Source organism: Emergencia sp. 1XD21-10 (genome assembly GCF_009936045.1).
GTDB lineage: Bacteria > Bacillota > Clostridia > Peptostreptococcales > Anaerovoracaceae > Senimuribacter > Senimuribacter intestinalis.
Map to the genome: position 1 here is coordinate 1 of NZ_QWEQ01000037.1, position 16,047 is coordinate 16,047.

Consider the following 16,047-nt stretch of genomic DNA (forward strand, 5'->3'; position numbering starts at 1 on the left):
GTCTCCGGAAACCGTTGCAATTTCAACATAAAAAAAATAGGCTAGACATTTTGTCTAACCTAAGTATAAACTCTCCCCCCACACAAAAACAGCCATCAGTAGCTGACGGCTGTTTCCAATTCTAAATCCAGCTTATTCGACAATGAAAACATTTTTAAAAATCTCCTCTAGCGCAAGATTCTTAAAGAATTACATCATACAGTTTTGCTTCATAGATATGCTTCACCCCGCAGTGAAAGAAGTTAAGATTTCATAAATTTGTTTTTGGTCAGTGTCAGCATCCAGTTGAAAGCGTAATACCGTTAAAGCGAACTTAAGATTTACTGCTTATTCTCGTTTTTCATGATATCTCGCATAATTTTTACGCCTCTTGCAGTCAAATCTCTTTCATTTACTCCTTTAGCCTCTAAAATTCTTTCAATCGCCTGTGAGGGGTCAAGAGAATGATACGGATAGTAAAGACCTCGAAGTTCTTTCGGTTTGATGAACTTGTATACCTGTTTGCTTGTCTTTTGATATGTGTAAGACCAATAGCGATAAATATACCCAATCCAATACAACTCTGCTTCGGAATATTTTTCTTTGCCATAGGAGCTTTTGCCAAATTCTGTATTTACTTCATCAAAAATCTGATTTGTATCACAGGCTTCAAACAAAAAACCGCCAAAATCCATACGCTGTGCCACCTGAGAATGCATAAACCTTCTCATAAATATTGGTGAACTGCATTCTGTTTCTTTTACCGAAGCAGAAAAAACATCTCCTTGTATTTTACATAACTTTAAACCGATTTCATCAATTTTTCTCATTTCAAAATATCCTCTATATATTCGCCCTGACCCCTGTATTGCCTACGGGCGACTTTTACTTTATCATTACCGATACGTGACTCTTCCTGCTTATACGAAAGATAATACCGCTTTTCATCGGATGCTAAATAACAATGGCGTAATATCCGCAACTGACTTAGTGCTTTATCAGTAACAAAAACATATTGATTACCGAGATTAGTTGCGGAAAGACAATGCTGACATTGAACATCTGTGATTTCACCGTCAATAAAGTTGTCGATAATCTCAAACATTCTATTGTCGGCAATCGGAGCAATAATATAGTCGACCCCTTCAAGCTTTGCAAGTAAATCCTGTATAATAGGGTGATTCGCATAGTCGGTTAATTTGTTTCGGAAATAGGCAATAAGCAACATCCAATCCCTATCAACATTTAATTGCGTATAACTCAAAGCCGTTTTATTAAACTCTAAAACATAGAGTGAGGACTCCGGATAATTGGCAACAAACATAGCCGATTGTTCCAAACTTTCTCCGCAGTAAAAGCCTCTGCCAAAATCATTGGTATTTTTAGATCTCTCAATTGAAACCCTCCCGTCAATGTATGTTTTGGCGCCGTGAAAAAGTATGGTAGAATTACTGCTGCAATCTTCTTTAAAAAGCTGCTCTTTTATCTTGTTAAGCCGGATACCTTTACCGAAGGCAAAGTTGTAAAAGGCATTCAGATTGGATGAAGAAATCTGTTCCTCATTTTTTCTCCACCGAGAAATAGTTGTTGCAGTAACGCCGATATCATCTGCAAGTTCTTTTGCAGTTATATCTAATAATTCCATTACAATTTCAATGTCTGTACACAATGCGAAATCATTCATAAACAACTCTCCTTTTGTACTGTCAAACTTATTATAACATATGTTGAAAACAAGTTCAAACAGTTTTGTAAAACTTATTTTCAACATTTATAAAGATAAAGTTTTTTGCGATTGTCTTATTTACTGTGAAACACGGGATTCTAACAAACATTTTAAAAAACAATACTGAAACTCACTGAAGTGTGATATAATGATTGAAATATATCAAGGAGGTACGCAACCCAATGAAAATAGGCGTTTATCAATTTTCAAGCACAAACAGTATCAGAAATAACTTAGAAACTATAAGAAATGCCATCTGCCTTGCCGCCGAACAGGGTGTCAGACTGATTGTTTTTCATGAATGTGCACTATGTGGGTATCCTCCTATCGAGCAAAACATTGACAATATTCCTAAAGAGGAAATAGACGCAGCTCTGCTGCACATATCTGAACTTGCCAAACAGTATAAAATATTCGTAGCTGTCGGAACTGTAAGATTTGACACCGAAGGCAGATTTAATTCCATTGGTCTCTTTGCTGATGACGGAACGCTGATGGGCTATTATGACAAAACTGCATTATGGGGCTGGGATACAGACCACTTTATCAGAGGAACAAAGCCCGGTATCTTTGAAATCGACAATATAAAGGTCGGATTCCGCATCTGTTTTGATGTTCGATTCCCTGAACCTTTTAGAGAACTGTACAAAGAAAATACAGATATTTGCTTTGTATCCTTTTCGGATACCAGTGAAACTCCTCTACCGGACCGCTACAATATCATTAAATCTCATCTCATTACGCGTGCTGTCGAAAATGTTATGACAATAGTTTCAGTCAACAGTATCTCTCGTTTCCAGACCGCTCCTACCGCTATTTTTGATTATAACGGCGAAATCAAGAAAGAGGCTGTATTGAATTCTGAGGGTTTACTGGTTTATGATTTTATCAAGCCTGAAACCACATTCGGCATGAAAGGCAGACTGGTAAATAGCGATTATTTTCTGCAGACATGACGGTCACAACGGTTATGACAAATCACCCTAATTTGATGATTTGCCATAACCAAAATCCAACAAAACCTTAACAATCATATTAAAACCTATTAATCCACATTTCCTCCTGTTTTTTCACTTCTCAAATCCTCTCAATTCAGCCTTTTTCCCTGCTTTCTTCCCCTGCAAATTCTGGCACTATTCTTGCAAGTTATATGCGTAGAAAACGTTCAGCAGGATTTCAAAAGAAAGGAATCTCATTTATGTTTGACTGTATCATAAAAAACGTCCGTATCATTGACGGCACTTCCGCTCCCTGGTATCGGGGCAGCGTCGCCATCAAGGATGGACGCATCCATAAAATCGGTACATGTACTGCCGAAGAAGAAAACGACGCAGCGGAAATCGTGGACGGAGAGGGTTTATACCTTTCTCCTGGTTTTATCGACCTTCATTCTCACAGCGATGTCTCACTACTGGAATATCCGCTTGCAGAAAGCAGAATTCTACAGGGTGTTACCACAGAAATCGGCGGCAACTGCGGCATGTCCGTAGCACCGGTCAGCGCTGACCCTGAAAGAAAAAAACAGTTAAAAGATTATGTTGGTGATTTAACATACAACTGGGAAACCGTTGGAGAATATTTAGATACTTTGAAGGAGCATAAGCTGAGCGTTAACTTTGGAACCGCTGTCGGACACGGCACCATCAGGCTGGCGGCTATGGGATTCGATGCACGCAAACCGACCAGCGAAGAGCTTGCACAAATGCGCGGACTCCTTCGCAAAGCTTTAGAAGACGGTGCATACTTTATGTCCAGCGGACTGATTTATCCGCCGGGTTGCTATGCAGACGCAGACGAGCTGGCAGCTTTGTCAGAAGAACTAGTTCCTTTCGGTTCTTTCTACGCAACCCATATGAGAGACGAAGGTGACTATCTGGTGGAAGCGCTTTCCGAAGCGCTGGAAATCGCAAAACGCTCCGGCGCACCGCTGCAGGTATCTCACCACAAATGCACCCGCAAATCCGGCTGGCAGGTCAGCTGCAAAACTACTATTGCCATGATTGACAGAGCTAGACGCGAAGGTCTTGACGTAAAAGTGGATCAATATCCATACAATGCTTCTGCCACTACTTTGGACAGTAATGTGTCCTTATGGGCATTTGACGGCGGCATGGAAGCTCTCTTTGAACGACTTCGGAATCCAGAGACTAGAGCAAAACTAAAAGAAGAAGCCAGGCAAAGTCACCTGGGCAGATGGGGAGACATCTGCGTCTCCTACGTTGCCAGCGAAAAAAACGCTTGGGTGGTAGGTAAAAATATAGAAGAAATTGCAGAAATTCGTGGCGTTGATCCGGAAGACGCATGCTTTGATTTGATTTTAGAAGAGCGTGGTCGTGTCAACGAGGTCAACTACGGCATGTGCGAAGAAGATATCGAATACATCATGCCACAGCCATATGTGATGATTGGCTCCGACGGTGAAGCTGCTTCCATGGATTATCCGGGACAACCGCACCCTCGCTGGTTTGGTACGTTCCCGCGCGTAATCTCCAAATACTGCAGAGAGCGCAAGCTCTTCCCGCTGGAAACTGCCATTTTCAAAATGACCGGACTTCCTGCAAACCGTCTAGGCATTAACAACAGAGGTCTAATCAAGGAAGGCATGCAGGCGGACTTAGTCCTCTTTGACTTTGATGAAATTGAAGACACTCCGTCCTTTAATAATCCTAAGCAGCCATGCAAAGGCATTCGCCGTGTCTACGTAAACGGCGTGCTGACAGCGAAAGACGGCAGACACACCGGCGCAAAAGCTGGCGCTATCTTGAAAAGAGGAGAAACCCTATAATGAAAGAACAAATCTTAAATGAACTCTCTCAGATGGAGGGAAAAGTTGGATTTTACTACCATAATTTAGTCACTGGCGAGACTTACGGCTACCGCGAAAAAGAACCATTTCTTCCGGCAAGTGTCGTAAAGCTCCCTTTAATGGCAGCTATTCTCCTGCTCCGCTCCCGTGGGGAAGCAGACTTTCGAGAAGAAATTCTAATTCATCAGGATCAGAAAGTGCCCGGCTGCGGCGCAGTACAGCACATGACCGGTGAGGTGACTTTGGATATGGAAACGCTGGGAAAACTGATGATTACCATTAGTGACAATACAGCAACTAACGCACTGCTGCGTCACTATACCGTCCCAAAGATTAGAGAAGCTTTTCTGGAACTTGGCTTAATCGGAACCCAGTTTAACAGAGAATTGTGGGATTTAGAGAGAGAAGCCCGCGGAATCAACAACTACTTTGTTCCTGAAGAAATCGGCATTCTCCTGGAAAAGATATACCATAAGACTCTAGTCAATGAGGAATCTTCCATCTGGCTGGACGATATCATGAGGCAGCAGCAAATAAACCACAAGATGGGCGGTCATCTGATTATGGACTATCCTATGGCGCACAAAACCGGCGACGAAGAAGACAAAGCCCACGATGTAGGCATTGTCTATGCAAAACAGCCTTTTGTTGTCTGCTTCGCCTCAAACGAAGTCGATGTCCCTATGTACGAAGACTTTATCCGCAGAACCACCAAGGCTCTTGTCGAGCAAGCTGAGCTGGCTGACAACGCCGAAACAAAATAGCGATACCAAGACTAAAATCTTTTCATTTTCATTCACAAAGAGCTGCATTTACTGCAGCTCTTTGCCATTGCAGCAATTCACATGAGTGTGCATATTTTAAGCATTTCTTTTCAAAATACGTACAACTGCGTGCATATTTTGAAATCTTTTCTCGAAAATATGCACATCACCTTTTCAAACTATGCATATTTTCGTGATAATCAGCAAATATATGCAGATTATCTGAATATGGCTCCCGATTTTCAAGTGAAATGTACATATTTTTGGAGTTTCTTCGAAATCTATGCACAGCCTCGTGCATATTTTGAAACCTTTTCTCGAAAATATGCACAATACCCAGCACCTCCAAAGTAAACTCCATCAAACCGCCGCTCCACCAAATATCAAAAAAGCGGAACGCTGCAAACCGGCGCGATAGCACGTCTTGCAGCGTTCTTTAGGTTAAGAAAAATGTATATTACTGGAATGGTAATTTCTATTTTGTAGACCCTTTGCCTTTATACCCCTGTCATAAACATTCTTGCAATGGCAAGGTCGGTCGGTGTCTTCGCGGTGATTTCTACAGTATTGGAGTCAATCTGCTTTGCGCCCGGATACCAGGAAGCGTGTCTGGCTTTCTGATGTTTCTTGAAGTTAATCTCCATACGATACTCATTTGCCAGTGGCTTCGACTGATGCTTTGCAGCCAGGGCTTTTTTTACACCGTCTTCAATCAGTGCGATAGCTTCTTCCGGATGAATATTCCAGGTCGCATTCCCTGTGCCGTGCTTTACAGCCACAGTCTCCATAGATGGATACAGAGATTTTGCATCATCGCAAATGCCTTTGTCTCCAGAAAGGAAAATGGAAGGTACACTCATTTCATCGGCAAGAAGCGCATTGAGGGAAAACTCAGAGGCAAGTTCTCCATTGACTTTAATCCAGTTGAAGAGATAATCTTCAATGGTATGGGTCAAAGGACTGTCATTGGACCACGCTTTTGCATGGTAACCGATATAAATTGCGCCATCGTAACTTTGATCAAGACCTGCCATCATAGCGTAAGGATCCGACATCCAGCTGCGAATCAGCTGGGTTCCCTTTGGCAGCAGGTTAGCGTCAATGTTCAGCCCGTCTTCATGACCGTCCTTAACTACAACCTCGTATCCTGCATCTAGAGCTGCCCTGCATGCTGCTGCAGTTTCCAGGCTCATCTGTCTGCATGCTGCGTCATAGCCCTGACCGCCATAGCGGGTTTCACACCAGCCAGTTACTCCGGTGATTCCTTCAATATCTGCACTAATAAATATCTTTCTCATCTTATAACCTCATCCTAGATGAATTCACGCAGTCCGTAGAGAACTTTGTTTCTGATTCCCTTTGTGGTTTCTGCATGGTACATGGAGCTGATAACAGCTTCTTCTACTACCTCTGCAGTAGCGTCGAAGAGTTTATCCATAGCGTTGTCATGAAACATCTTAGTTTCCAGAACATCTTCTTTGCTGTAATGCGGAATTCTATTTCCATTGGAGAATGCGATGGCGATATCGCCGCTTCCATTTCCAAGGAAAGAACCGACTCTGGCAAGACCGACAGTTGCTCTCTTTGCAATACGTTTCAGCTGTCTGTCGCTGAGCGGGATATCTGTACCAAGTACAATAATGATAGATCCCTTTTCAGGTTTGTCTTCCTTTGGAAGCTCCGTCTTAATACGCTTTCCGTCAATTCTGAGATTGCCTAGTACACCAAAGTTTGACATGACAATTGCGCCAAGAGTGTATTCTTTTTCGTTGCATGTGATAATTCTGGAAGCGGAACCGATTCCGCCTTTCAGCCCCATACAGCACATACCTGTACCGCCGCCGACACCGCCTTCGGTGAATTCCTCGTCAGCCTTTTCCAAAGCTTTCAGCACATGCTCTTCTTTCACGTGCATGCCGCGAATGTCGTTCAGTTCGCCGTCGTTACACTCCGTTACAACACAGTTTACGGTTCCCGTAGATACACCAATATCCTCATTATCTTTCAGCATATACTGAATTAATCCATTTAATCCAGCGCCCACGCTGAGGGTATTCGTCATCAAAATTGGTGTCTCGATGGTGCCCAGTTCTTCGATTTGAACAAGACCCGCACTCTTTCCGAATCCGTTGATGACACATGCACCGGCAGCAACCTTTTCCTGAAACAGGTTTCCTTCGTGAGGCAGGATTGCTGTAACCCCGGTATGTATAAATTTTTCGTCGTCTTTCAGCGTGACATGCCCAACCTTTACGCCGGGAACATCACTAATCAAGTTTCTTTTTCCTTTCGGAAACTTGTTCTGCAAATCTACTTTGCAATCCTTTGGCAAGCCCATTCTTTGCCCTCCTCTATTATTTTATGTGTCCTTTTACAAACCATAGTTAATGCAATTTTTGTGCCAATTGACATATCGCCCAAAAGCTTGTAAAAGCACACAGAGTAGCGATTCACCCATTTGCATGATGTGTTTCTATCTTATTTCATCTCGTTTCAACTTGTTCCTGCATTTCAGAAAGCATCCTTTCTGAAAAAAGGAGCCGCCCAGATAGCGGCTCCTCATTCACTACTTCATATTAGCATAATGCTCTATATTTTACAGATTAGTATGCCAGATCATTGAGCGGAGTGGAACCGTCAGCTAATACGTTGAAGCCCTTCAGATCTTTGTTCATAGCGGAGAAGGAAAGTTCAGCGTACATAGGAATCATGTTTACATTTTCAAACAGATACATCTGGATATCACCAACCATCTTAGTTCTTTCTTCACCGTCAGTTTCGTGAGCTGCTTTTTTAACCATATCAAAGTATTCGTCTGTGTTGCTTGGTGCGTTCTTGTCATAGTGGCAAGCATTCAGTACCAGCATTGGTTCTGCCCAGGACAGCCATTCGATACCAGCGTCATACTTGTCAGCACTGATGTTTTCGTATACGTAGTTCCAGTCAATTGCTTCGATGTTCATCTGGAAACCAACCTGTCTCAGCTGTTCAGCCATAGCTTCAGGAATGGTGGTAGCATCAGTCCAAGCATACCATGTGAACTCTAATTTCTTACCGTCCTTTTCACGGATGCCGTCTTTGCCTTCTTTCCAGCCAGCTTCTTCGAGGAGCTGCTTAGCCTGTTCAGGATCGTTTGCCAGATTCTTCTGGAACCAGTCTTTTGCATCCTGATTGAAGTTCTGTACTGTATCGTAAATCATGGAATAAGCAGGCGCAATCAGTCCGTCAACAGATTCTGCCAAACCGTCTCTGTCGATAGCCAACGCTAATGCTTTACGAACGTTAATGTCGGAGAATACATCGTGGTCAGTGTTCATTTCGAAGTAAGTAATGTTCGGATATGTAGTATCAACCATTTCGATATCTTCATTGTCCTGCAGTTCCAGATACTGGTCGCTGCCTACGGACATCAGAATGTCTACGTTTCCAGCCTTCAGATCTTCTGTCTGGGTAAATTCTTCTACATTAAATCTTACCTTTACCGTTTCAAATTTGCCAGCGCCCTGGTTTTCTACCAGCGGATTTGCACATTTGAAGCCTTCGTTTCTTACAAGGTTTACTTCAGAACCGGATACATATCCGTCTTCAGCCAGCGCATACAGTCCGTAAGGGTGGCATTCCCACATGAGCTCTTCGTCACTCATATTGTCCAGTTCGTCTTTGTCGATTACAATTACGAAACCAGCACAGAAGTAATACAGCATGTCGGAACGGAATTCGGACAGGTGCAGTGTAACTGTTCTGCCTTCCCATTCCATGGATTCGATGTTGTCATAACCATCGTTATAAGGGCTGACTTTCTGTCCGTGTTCGATGGAAGCGATTACGTCTTCCGGTTCAACCTGTTCGCCAGTGGAATACAGCATTCCTTCCGGTACATCAAAGGTAGCAGTCTTTCCATCTTCGCTTACTTTCCAGTTAGTGCATACGTTGTCAGCTACATCGCCTGTTTCAGCGTTCCACTGGAATAAAGAAGCTGAGTTCAGTCCCTGTCCGCCTGCAGTGCTGTCCAGCTGGTAAGTATCCAGTCCGTACCATTCACCGTCAATAATGGTCAGCTCAGTCTTTGCAGAAGCCTCATCTCCGCCATCGCCACCGCCGCAAGCGGTCATGCTGAATACAAATACAGCAATCAGGCTCAATACCAATAATTTCTTTTTCATGTTGTCCTCCTCTTTTCATTGGGTTAGGATACCCTCTAGTTTTTTCTCTACCGAGGGCAATATATATTGCAATTTATATTACAACCATCTTTAATTTCCACTTAATCAGCAAGCGGATGGAAGCAGGAAACCTGATGTCCCGGTGCGATTATCGTATCCTTTGGCATCGTTGTCTTACATTCCTCAGTCGCATATTTACATCTGTCGCAGAATCTGCAGCCGACTCCGATATTGATCAGGCTGCCCGGATCGCCGCCCATGACCTCTTTCTTTCTGTCACGAAGATTCGGGTCAAGAATCGGCGCTGCGTTAAGCAATCCTCTTGTGTACGGATGCTTTGCATGTTCCGCGATTTCAAGGGTTGGTCCGAATTCCACCAGACGTCCCAGATACATGACAGCGATTTTATCGCTAATGTACTTGATGACGTTCAAATCGTGAGTGATTACCAAATAGGTCAGATTCAACTGTTCCTGCAGGTCAAGCAACAGATTGAGAATCTGTGCCTGTACGGATACGTCAAGGGCACTGGTCGGCTCATCGAGAATCATCACTTTTGGATTCAGTGCCAGCGCTCTTGCGATAGCAATTCTCTGCAGCTGACCGCCGGATAACTGGTGTGGGAAGCTGTCCAGATATCTCTGGTCCATCTTTACCATTTCCAGCACTTCCTTAGCCTTCTGCTTTGCTTCGGCTTTTGGCACGCCGTGAATAATCATCGGACGCATGATGGAGCTTTCTACAGTCTGTCTCGGATTCAGGTTGGAAGCCGGATCCTGGAACACGACAGCAATTTCGCTGCGAAGCTGCTTCATCTCAGCCCTGCTGGCATTTGCAAGGTCAATTCCGTTGATGGTAATGTTACCGCCGGTCATCTTAGTCAGGTTCAAAATTACACGCGCCAGTGTCGTTTTTCCGCTGCCGGATTCTCCAACCAGACCGACAATCTCACCTTCTCCAATTTCCAGGGAAATATCATCTACTGCCTTTACGTAGGTAGTTGTCTTTTTTACAAGGCCTTTAGAAATAGAAAAGTATTTTTTTAGGCCATCCAGTTTAATCATCACTTTCTCCATCTTACTTTTCTTCCTTTCCAGCCAAATGACAACGGCAGAAATGGCTTTCACTTACATAATTCATCGGAGGTGCTTCTTTGAAGCACACTTCCTCTGCAAACGGACAGCGGTTTGCAAAACGACATTCCGGTTTCTTCTCGGTAATACGAGGAACAGAACCCGTGATAGTCTGCAAACGCCCCTCCGCTTTGGTCTTGCTAGGCAATGCCTGCATGAGAAGACGAGTGTACGGGTGAGTTGGGTTTGCAAAGATTTCAAATACGTCTCCGCTTTCTACCATTTCACCGGCATACATGATACCAATCTTGTCTGCAATTTCTGCTACCAGACCAAAGTTATGGGTAATCAGCATAATTGCCGTATTATATTTATCTTTCAATTCTTTCATGATTTCCAGAATCTGCGCCTCGATCGTTACATCAAGAGCAGTGGTCGGTTCGTCTGCAATGAGCAGCTCCGGATTTCTGGATAACATCATAGCGATCATGACACGCTGACGCATACCGCCGGACAGTTCATGGGGAAAGCTCTTTACGCGTTCCTCCGCATCCGGCATCTTAACATCCTTAAATAATTGAGTTACTCTGTTCCATGCTTCTACTTTATCTACTTTGTCAAGCTGGATTGCTTCTGCAATCTGTCCGCCTACGGTGTACACTGGATTTAGGGAATCCAGCGGATTCTGGAAAATCATACCGATTTCTTTTCCGCGAATAGACTCCATTTCCTGCTGTGTACAGGTGCGCAGATCTTTGCCTTTGAACAGAATTTTTCCATGCATCTCCTCGTTGCCACCCGGCAGCAGATTCATGATGCTGTGGGCAACGGTGGATTTACCGCAGCCAGATTCACCGACTACTGCAAATACCTCGCCTTTATTTACTGTAAAGTTTACATCGTTGACAGCAGAAAGGTATCCATCCTTTACTTTGTAGTCGATGGACAGATGTTCAAGCTTTAATAATTCTTCACTCATTTCCATACTCCTTTCTTGCTTTACTGTGACTTCATATGCGGATCGAGGAGGTCTCTAAGACCTTCACCCAGCAGATTAAAACCAAACGTAGTGTATACCAGTGCAATACCAGGGTACAAACTGAGCCAAGGCGCTCTGGTAATGGATTTGATACCTTCAGAGATTGCAAGTCCCCAGTCCGGTGACGGCGGCTGTGAGCCAAGTCCCAGGAAAGACAGCGTAGTTGTCGACATGATAGTTCCCGGCAGGTTTAAAGATACCAGAACAATCAGAGACGGAACTACATTTGGCAATATGTATCTGACCATTAGAGCAGCGTTGCTTTCACCAAAAGCTTTTCCGGTTTCAACAAACGCCATATTTCTAAGGGATAAGGTCTTTGCTCTTACCGCACGCGCATAACTTGCCCATGCAACAAGGGAAATTGCAATAATAGTGTTGGTCAAGCCTTTACCGATTAAGGTAACTACCGCCAGCGCCAGAATGGTTCCCGGAATACACCAGGTCAAATCTGTCAGGAAGGACAGGATTCTGTCAACCCATTTTCCAAAGAAACCGCAGGCAAGACCTACAACAACGCCGATAACAAGCTGAATACTGCCGCCCAGGAAGGCTACCCACAGAGCCAGTCTGCTTCCGTAGATAACGCGAGAAAACAAGTCTCTCCCCAATGCGTCTGTACCAAACCAGCATTTTGCACTTGGCGCCTCATAGCGACCGCCAACGCCGTGTTCATTGACACCGTATGGCGCAATCACGTCTGCAAAAGCTGCTATAATAATGAGGGAAACCAGAACGAACAAACCAATCATGAAGTTTTTGTTCTTCCAGCACTCATAGAGTCTTTCTTTCCATTTTTTGTTCATCTTAGTTGTCACCTCCGCTCAATGATAATCTAATTCTCGGATCCAGGATACCCATGATGATATCACTGAGCAAGTTGCAGATTACGGTCAAAATCGCAATCAAAAGCAATACCGCCTGTACAACCGGCATGTCCTGAACGATAATAGAGTTGAGAAGGAGGTTTCCCATACCTGGCAAACCAAATATTTTTTCGATGATAACGGCACCAGAAATCAGCCAAGGAATTGACATGAACACCAGTGTAGTAACCAAAATTAATGAATTTCTAAGTACATGCTTAATCAAAACAGTTTTCTTTGGAAGTCCCTTTGCATAGGCTGTGGTTACATATTTTTCGTTAAAAACTTCCAATACTTCTGTTTTAGTGATACGGAGCGTCCCCCCCATACCGGTAAGTACGGTTACTGCAATTGGAAGTACCCAGTTTTCAGGCTGTGCATAACCACTAATTGGCAGTACACCAAGCTTTACACTGAAGAACAGGATGAATAGCGCTGCCAGCCAGAACGACGGCACTGCGGTGAGCAGCAGCGAAAAGTTAACTGTAAATCGGTCAAAAAAACCGTCTTTCTTTACCGCACACAACAGTCCCAGTGGCAAGGCAATCACAAGCTCCAAAATCAGCGACCATACACAAAGCGTTAAACTGTAAGGAATCCTCTGTTTCATTAAATCCCAAACATCACTCTTGTATCTTGTGGATGTTCCGAAATCTCCGTGGAGAATGTCTGACGCCCAGTTCTTGTACTGGGTAAAAAATGGCAGGTCATAGCCCATTTCATGGGCAATTTCTGCTTTTCTTTCTTCCGATACTTTACGGTCTACGACCATATCTACCGGATCACCTGGCATCATGTACATTAAGCTGAAAACCAGGAAAGATACGCAGATAACTAAAAGCAGTCCCTGCAGAATTCGTTTGATAGTATAATTTCTGATAATTACATCTCCCTTCTTTATTTGTTGCTAAATATAACATACAAAGAGCTAAATAAAATTCCCCTTACACTCTCTGATAAATTCTGTTGTAGCATCTCACGCCCCATGCTTTTCCATCTCTAAGGAAAAAGCGGAAGGAACTGACTCTTCGGGTCGGATCCTTTTCAGCAAATACCGCAAATGCCAAGCCGCCGCAGTATTTCAGGATTCCTTTCATCCCGTTATAATCCACCTTTAATATGCCGTCCTCATAAGTAACGATGGTATGTGCCGGCAGCCCTTCATTGCTGAAATAATCCCCGCAGAGCATTTCCGGCTGGCTGAACTCTTTGCCATTTGGCACGATCCAATGATGTTTTGTTTCCAGCGGAAGTCCTAGTGCAAAATTATATAACACCCACAAAAATTCCTCTACATCGACATCGCCCTGATTGCAAAGGACAGTGCCGCTGTAGCCGGTTTCTGTAAATCCACCCATAGAAGATACGCCATGAAGTCCGCCGGTGTGCTGGCAAATCTGCATACCTCCAATCAGATTTTTCGTAAGACCTAAACAATAGAAGGGTTCCTTCCTAAGTGGGAATTCTCTTCCCACCATCAGTTCTACTGCTTCTTTCGGGATAACCTGGCTGCCTTCCCACATACCGTAATCTGCCAGCATCTTGTAATACCTGGTCATATCGCTTGCTGTGGACTTTACACAGGCGCAGCCGCGGAAAGGCGGAAGCACCGACCAATTGTCATCCTCGTACATTTTGTTTTCTTCATAGTCTTTTTCAAAAAGACTGGTAATATTACCCTGTGCCAAAATCTTTGCCTCACTTGCGTCAAGATCCAGAACAGAGCGAGTCATGCCTAAAGGTTTAAATATCCGTTCAGTCAAAAACTCTTCCAAGGTGATTCCTGCTGCCATATCCACTACATAGGAGAGAAGTGCATAGCCGTCATTGGAATAACTCATGAATTCGCCCGGCGCACCAAGCGGCGTATAATCGCCCTGTGCCAGATAATCTACAACCTGATCGATGGTTTCCATCTTGTTCGGCGCTGTTTTTACCATATGGCGATACCAGTCATTGTCCTCTTCGGCACTGTTCATCGCGATGGACCATTCCAGCGGAGGAAGAGGCGGAATACCTGCTCTGTGCATAGCGATGACTCTCAGTGTCACGCATTCATCCGGTGCGCCTGGAATATGTAAACTTGGAAAATACTTGGTAATCGGATCATCCAGGCTCAGCTTGCCTTCTGCATGAAGAATACAACATGCCAGCGCTGTCATGGATTTGCTCATAGAGGCTATGCCAAAAACCGTATTTTCGTCTGTCGGCAAATTCTTTTCTATACTTCTATATCCGAAGCCTCTTTCGAAGATGGGTCCCTCTGGTCCGCGAAGGGATACAGCCATGCCCGCATATCCTTTTTCCTGAAAAAGCTTCTCTAAATACTGATTCAATACTTCTTTATCCTGTTTCATTGTCTTTCCTTTTGTCTGTCCATACGTCATTCGAACTTATAAAAATAATCTGACAGATTATTTGCATATATAAACAGCAATTTTTATGCCAAACTTATTTATCTAAATTCCTGACGTACTTCTAACGATTTTCTATCCTTAATGCACCCCATAATAGGATACATTAATAATTAAATCCTGTTTCAACTCATTTTAATCTTCTTCCGCTGAACAAAATCACTTTTTCAGCAAGCACTTCCATCGGATCTACATAAAAATCTGACAATCCGTTATCGGCTTTGATGACGGACAGTTCCGTGCATGCCATAATTGCTTTTTGGCACCCGGCACTCTTTACCGCTTCTTCAATTCTATCCCAAGAGACTGCGTCCCAGACAAGTCCACTCTTAATTCGGTCATAAATCTGATACATGACTTCCTTTTGTATTTCCTCAGACGGCGCATAAGCTGTAAGCCCCGCTGCTTCCATATGTTTTTGATAGAGTCCTGTTTTGATGGTCCCATCCGTTGCAAGGACAGCAACTTTTGCGCCCGGCGTTTCTCTTGCAATGGCATCAACAGTTTCTTTAATCATGTGAATAAAAGGAACCTTGAGTTGATCTACCATCATTTCTCCAAAGAAATGTGCTGTATTGCAGGTAATACAAATCGCTTCGCACCCGCAGTTCTCAAGTACTTTTGCGTCTTCCAAAAGCTGAGAATACACTTTATCATATTCACCGCTTAAAATGGCGCCAGTTCGATCCGGCATAGATGAATCACTGTAAATGACCATCCTTACATGGTCCTGGTCGCAATCTGCAGCAGTCTTTTCTGTTACAAGCTTATAAAAGAGCTGCGATGCCATCGGTCCCATGCCGCCTAACACTCCAATCTTTTTGTCCATATTGTTACTTCTCCTTATTTTTTAGGCTGTCTTAATTTAAAGAGCAATTTATATGCCAATTTTACCACAGTATTCAATTTTTTTATATCGCTGTTTTCCCCCTTTTTTCATCACGCTTCTTCCAGTATTTTGTGTTATAATCCTATTAAATCATATTTCACCACATTTTCCCTTTTGTTTTTGCTCGTTTTAGGCTATACTATTCTTATTAAATTATCCCGTGCATTTTTTGCTCAAGCGAGGTGTTTTCATGAACAATTCAAAAAGAGTTATCATTATATATAGAACGTCCAACAACAAGAACGCTATTGAGTTTATCAAAAATAATCTGGAGGACATCTTTGGCGAACATATCGTATTCACCAACTGCTACTTAAACGATTTGGCA

At 43.4% G+C, this 16,047-nt stretch carries 14 protein-coding genes; 3 read left to right on the plus strand and 11 right to left on the minus strand.

All coding sequences use genetic code 11. The features are described 5' to 3' along the window. Positions 1-320 precede the first annotated feature (320 nt). Both D1151_RS15330 and D1151_RS15335 read right to left on the minus strand, forming a co-directional pair. Complete coding sequence (locus D1151_RS15330) at positions 321-809, minus strand: antitoxin (RefSeq protein WP_161909467.1); 489 nt, start codon at positions 807-809, stop codon at positions 321-323. Further along, positions 806-1,663, minus strand: coding sequence for a DUF3990 domain-containing protein (locus D1151_RS15335; protein ID WP_161909468.1), 858 nt, complete (start codon positions 1,661-1,663; stop codon positions 806-808). Before D1151_RS15335 ends, D1151_RS15330 begins: the two co-directional genes overlap by 4 nt. 224 nt (positions 1,664-1,887) lie before the next feature. Between D1151_RS15335 and D1151_RS15340 the strand changes: the two genes are divergently transcribed. The 3 genes from D1151_RS15340 (at position 1,888) to D1151_RS15350 (ending at position 5,275) form a co-directional block, all read left to right on the plus strand. Next, positions 1,888-2,661, plus strand: a complete 774-nt coding sequence (locus D1151_RS15340; protein WP_161909469.1) for a carbon-nitrogen hydrolase family protein — start codon at positions 1,888-1,890, stop codon at positions 2,659-2,661. Positions 2,662-2,903: 242 nt separating this feature from the next. Further along, positions 2,904-4,490 carry an amidohydrolase family protein gene (locus D1151_RS15345; RefSeq protein WP_161909470.1) on the plus strand — a complete coding sequence of 529 codons (1,587 nt, stop codon included), beginning with the start codon at positions 2,904-2,906 and terminating at the stop codon, positions 4,488-4,490. Beyond that, positions 4,490-5,275, plus strand: coding sequence for a serine hydrolase (locus D1151_RS15350; RefSeq protein ID WP_161909471.1), 786 nt, complete (start codon positions 4,490-4,492; stop codon positions 5,273-5,275). Before D1151_RS15345 ends, D1151_RS15350 begins: the two co-directional genes overlap by 1 nt. Positions 5,276-5,772: 497 nt before the next feature. On the opposite strand, the gene D1151_RS15355 is transcribed toward D1151_RS15350, so the two are convergent. From D1151_RS15355 to D1151_RS15395, 9 genes are all read right to left on the minus strand, one after another. Then, entirely contained in the window at positions 5,773-6,573 is an 801-nt protein-coding gene (locus D1151_RS15355; RefSeq protein WP_160201910.1) for a M55 family metallopeptidase, read from the minus strand. Between the two features lie 14 nt (positions 6,574-6,587). After that, entirely contained in the window at positions 6,588-7,613 is a 1,026-nt protein-coding gene (locus D1151_RS15360; RefSeq protein WP_160201911.1) for a P1 family peptidase, read from the minus strand. Positions 7,614-7,878: 265 nt separating this feature from the next. Next, the gene (locus tag D1151_RS15365; RefSeq protein ID WP_161909472.1) at positions 7,879-9,438 is read right to left on the minus strand and encodes an ABC transporter substrate-binding protein; all 1,560 of its coding nucleotides are present in this window, start codon (positions 9,436-9,438) and stop codon (positions 7,879-7,881) included. A gap of 101 nt (positions 9,439-9,539) precedes the next feature. Continuing rightward, positions 9,540-10,514 (minus strand): ABC transporter ATP-binding protein, encoded by a 975-nt coding sequence (locus D1151_RS15370; RefSeq protein WP_161909473.1) that lies wholly within the window; start codon positions 10,512-10,514, stop codon positions 9,540-9,542. Between the two features lies 1 nt (position 10,515). Next, positions 10,516-11,490: an ABC transporter ATP-binding protein gene (locus D1151_RS15375; protein ID WP_160201914.1), complete on the minus strand. Its 975-nt coding sequence runs from the start codon at positions 11,488-11,490 to the stop codon at positions 10,516-10,518. A 20-nt stretch (positions 11,491-11,510) separates the two neighbouring features. Then, positions 11,511-12,356 carry an ABC transporter permease gene (locus tag D1151_RS15380; protein WP_160201915.1) on the minus strand — a complete coding sequence of 282 codons (846 nt, stop codon included), beginning with the start codon at positions 12,354-12,356 and terminating at the stop codon, positions 11,511-11,513. Between the two features lies 1 nt (position 12,357). Next, the gene (locus D1151_RS15385; RefSeq protein ID WP_330588366.1) at positions 12,358-13,317 is read right to left on the minus strand and encodes an ABC transporter permease; all 960 of its coding nucleotides are present in this window, start codon (positions 13,315-13,317) and stop codon (positions 12,358-12,360) included. A 43-nt stretch (positions 13,318-13,360) separates the two neighbouring features. Beyond that, positions 13,361-14,773, minus strand: a complete 1,413-nt coding sequence (locus tag D1151_RS15390; RefSeq protein ID WP_161909474.1) for a serine hydrolase — start codon at positions 14,771-14,773, stop codon at positions 13,361-13,363. Positions 14,774-14,960: 187 nt separating this feature from the next. Then, entirely contained in the window at positions 14,961-15,659 is a 699-nt protein-coding gene (locus D1151_RS15395) for an aspartate/glutamate racemase family protein (RefSeq protein ID WP_161909475.1), read from the minus strand. Positions 15,660-16,047: the final 388 nt, after the last annotated feature.